Source organism: Paenisporosarcina sp. P5_A11, from assembly GCF_056400705.1.
This window is the reverse complement of record NZ_JBFUKT010000238.1, coordinates 1-3932: the sequence shown is the minus strand read 5'-3', so window position 1 is coordinate 3932 and position 3932 is coordinate 1. Positions and strand designations below refer to the sequence as shown.

General features: G+C 38.3%; 4 protein-coding genes. All 4 read left to right on the top strand.

Annotated features, from left to right (window positions below; all coding sequences use genetic code 11):
- The first annotated feature begins 329 nt into the window (after positions 1–329).
- The gene (locus AC1DOS_RS18500; protein ID WP_477538687.1) at positions 330–1049 is read left to right on the top strand and encodes a DUF881 domain-containing protein; all 720 of its coding nucleotides are present in this window, start codon (positions 330–332) and stop codon (positions 1047–1049) included.
- 3 nt (positions 1050–1052) lie between these two features.
- On the top strand, positions 1053–1409 hold the full coding sequence (locus AC1DOS_RS18495) for a small basic family protein (protein WP_108584530.1): 357 nt from the start codon (positions 1053–1055) through the stop codon (positions 1407–1409).
- Positions 1410–1519: 110 nt separating this feature from the next.
- Positions 1520–2812: a cell division protein FtsA gene (gene ftsA / locus AC1DOS_RS18490; RefSeq protein ID WP_108584531.1), complete on the top strand. Its 1293-nt coding sequence runs from the start codon at positions 1520–1522 to the stop codon at positions 2810–2812.
- Positions 2813–2852: 40 nt separating this feature from the next.
- The coding region (ftsZ, locus tag AC1DOS_RS18485) for a cell division protein FtsZ (protein ID WP_477538686.1) at positions 2853–3932 on the top strand (1080 nt) is incomplete at its 3' end.

Here is a 3932-nt window from a genome sequence, read left to right as displayed (position 1 = left end):
CACTTCAACTTGCAGGTGGAGTACTAGATCAACTAGTAAACGATAATATTGTGGTAACAATTGAAGAGAAATCAAAAATCGAAATGCCAGCATTGTAACCCGAAAAGCGGAGGTGCGGACTGGCCTGCGCAGCTAGACAACAAGAAAAGCTGAAAACGCCATTTTAGCCCGACGCCGGCGCTGGAAGGATGAAAGACGAATATTTCTTCATTCTGACCCTGTAAATGGCCCGCGGGCTGGCGTTTGAAACTAGACACAAGAAAGCTGAAAACGCCATTTTAGAGAATGAAATGAAATAAATTTGTTATTCGAGGGGAAGGAGCGGTGCAATGAAACAAGGTGTCTATGTCCGCTTCACAATAATTTTGTTGATTGTCGGCTTTATGATTGCAGTGCAATACAACACTGTGCAAAAACCAGAATCACGAGATACTCGAGATATGTGGGAAATTAGACAAGAACTAACTGTTGAGAAAGAACTGCACTCCGAGCTACTTTCAAAAATTCGAGACGTCAATCAAACAATTACAAAATATGAAAATTTACAATCCGAAAGTCCTGCTCAAGCATTAAATGAAACGCTAGATATGTTACGAACAAACGCTGGATTAACGGAAGTGACAGGACCAGGATTAGAACTTACCATTGAGCCTTCTTTAGAAGGACAGGCTCTTGGTCAAGAAGTAACGAGTATTTCACCTGATTTGCTGGTTCAATTATTAAATGAAATCAATCGTTTTAATGGACATGATGTATCAATTGATGGCAAACGAATCATTCATTCTTCTCCGATTCGGGATATTAATGGAAAAACGACAGTTAATAGTTTAATCGTACGTACACCACCATTTCTGATTCAGATTGGGACAGAGACGTTTGAGGATGCAGAAATACTTTACAATCATTTAAAATCTTCGATGATAGCTGATGATTTTTTTATTGATAATTTAACCTTAACAATAGAAGAACCCAAAGATCTAATTAGGGTTCCAGCTTTCGACCAAACTATTAAAAATACTTATTTGAAAAATGCATCTAAAGGAGATTAACTTATGTGGTTGCCATTACTCGGATTAATCTTAGGAATATCTTTGGGTTTATTAACAGATATTCAAATCCCTTCAGTGTATGAAAACTATTTATCTATAGCAGTACTGGCAGCACTTGATACATTATTTGGAGGAATTCGAGCACAATTACAACAAATTTATGATGATAAAGTGTTTGTATCTGGGTTCTTTTTTAATATTGCCTTAGCTGCTGGACTAGCTTTTCTAGGAGTTCACTTGGGAGTTGACTTGTATTTGGCTGCGATTTTTGCTTTTGGTGTTCGTCTTTTCCAAAACATCGCAATGATTAGAAGAATCATATTAACCAAATGGACTGACAGAAAAGGGACTATTGACTAAAAAACAGTCTAATAGAAGGAAAATTGACAACTTTTAACGTTTTACTTAGACAAGCTTGATAGAATGCAATAGAATGGACAGTAAAGAGTTGTTGAAGGAGGTGCCACGGATTGAATCAGACAGAATTATATGTTTCTCTTGATATTGGTTCATCATCGATTAAGGTACTTATCGGAGAAATGACAAATGGTAGTTTAAATGTCATTGGTGTAGGCAATGTTAAGTCGAATGGAATACGAAAAGGCGCAATTGTTGATATTGATGCGACCGTGCAATCTATAAAAAAAGCAATTGAACAAGCAGAACGAATGATCGGAATGTCTATTAATGAAGTCGTACTAGGTATACCTGCTAACCAAGCAATGTTGCACCATGTAAAAGGCGTAGTGGCAGTAAATAGTGAAAATCGCGAAATTACAGATGATGATTTAGACCGTGTAATAGAATCAGCACAAGTTATGTCTATTCCACCGGAACGAGAATTAGTAAATTTAGTGCCAAAACAATTTATCGTGGATCATTTAGATGAAATTAAAGATCCAAGAGGTATGATTGGTATTCGTTTGGAAATGGATGGCACGATGTTGACGACCTCTAAAACGATTTTACATAATGTATTACGTTGTGTAGAACGTGCAGGTCTTCAAATTCGCGAAATTTATTTACAACCACTTGCATCAGGATATTTTGCATTATCGGAAGACGAAAAAAATCATGGTACCGCATTCATTGATATTGGTGGTGGTTCTACTACGATTGCTATTTTCCAAGAAGGACATTTAACACATACATCCGTTCTGCCAGTAGGTGGAGACCACTTGACTAAAGATTTGTCTATAATCTTAAAAACACCAACTGAACAAGCGGAAAAAATTAAACATCAATATGGACATGCTTTTTATGATGACGCATCTGATGATGAATTGTTTGAAGTGCCAGAAATTGGTGCAGATATAAAAGAACAATATAGTCAGAGATACATATCTGAAATTATTGGTGTCCGTTTAGAAGAGTTATTTGAATTAGTCTTAGAAGAATTTTATCGTATGGGTCTTCAAGATTTACCGGGTGGAGTAGTTATTTCAGGAGGGGTAGCAAAATTAGAAGGGCTTACACAATTAGCTCGTCATATTTTGCAAACGCGTGTCCGACTTTATACACCTGAGTATATTGGAGTCCGTGAGGCCAGTTACGCGACAGCAGTTGGCTTAATACGTTACGCTCATATGGAAGATCAATTCTATAACCGCCTTGGTGGAAGTAGCGCACTAGGTCAATCCAAGAAACCCGAGCATAGCTCACCAGTTCCAAAAAAACAAAAACACTCGAATAATGTAAACGAAGAAGACAAAGAAAGCGTTATGGGGAAAGCACGTAAATTCCTCGATAAATTTTTCGAATAATACAAGAAATAGACAATTTGTGATTTAAGGAGGAAATGCGATGTTAGAGTTTGATACGAGCTTAGACCAACTTGCTGTTATAAAAGTAATTGGTGTCGGTGGTGGCGGAAATAACGCTGTAAACCGTATGATTGAACACGGAGTTAGAGGTGTAGAATTTATTGCAGTAAATACTGATGCACAAGCATTAAATTTATCGAAATCAGAAGTGAAATTACAAATAGGTGCTAAATTAACTCGGGGACTTGGAGCTGGAGCAAACCCTGAAGTAGGTAAAAAAGCAGCTGAAGAAAGTAAAGAACAAATTGAAGAAGCTTTACGTGGAGCTGATATGGTATTCGTCACTGCAGGTATGGGTGGAGGAACTGGAACAGGTGCTGCACCTGTAATCGCTCAAATCGCTAAAGAAATTGGCGCGTTAACGGTAGGTGTTGTTACTCGTCCATTCACGTTTGAAGGCCGTAAGCGTTCAACTTCAGCGATTGGCGGTATCGGTTCGATGAAAGAAGCGGTTGACACGCTGATTGTCATTCCAAATGATCGCTTACTTGAGATCGTGGATAAAAACACACCGATGTTAGAAGCATTCCGCGAAGCGGATAATGTACTTCGCCAAGGTGTTCAAGGTATTTCAGATTTGATTGCTGTACCTGGACTTATTAACTTAGACTTTGCTGACGTGAAAACAATTATGTCTAACAAAGGTTCAGCCCTAATGGGTATCGGTATTTCTTCAGGAGAGAACCGTGCTGCAGAAGCTGCGAAGAAAGCAATCTCAAGCCCACTTCTTGAAACGTCAATTGACGGTGCAAAAGGGATCTTAATGAATATCACGGGTGGATCGAACTTGAGTTTATTTGAAGTTCAAGAAGCGGCAGACATTGTTGCATCTGCATCTGATGAAGATAATAACATGATTTTTGGTTCAGTTATTAATGATAATTTGAAAGATGAAATTATCGTAACTGTAATTGCTACTGGTTTCAGTGAAGAGCAAAATACACATCGTGTTACTAGAAGTGGTGGATTTGGTGCTGGTCGTTCTCAGCAAGCAGCTCCGCATCAACAACAGCAACAACAACCACTTCGTGAAACAAGAGAATCAAGACGTGATGAAGTT

Coding starts and splice junctions, on each gene's coding strand:
- AC1DOS_RS18500 (WP_477538687.1), top strand. CDS start 330: ATGAAACAAGGTGTCTATGTCCGCTTCACAATAATTTTGTTGATTGTC.
- AC1DOS_RS18495 (WP_108584530.1), top strand. CDS start 1,053: ATGTGGTTGCCATTACTCGGATTAATCTTAGGAATATCTTTGGGTTTA.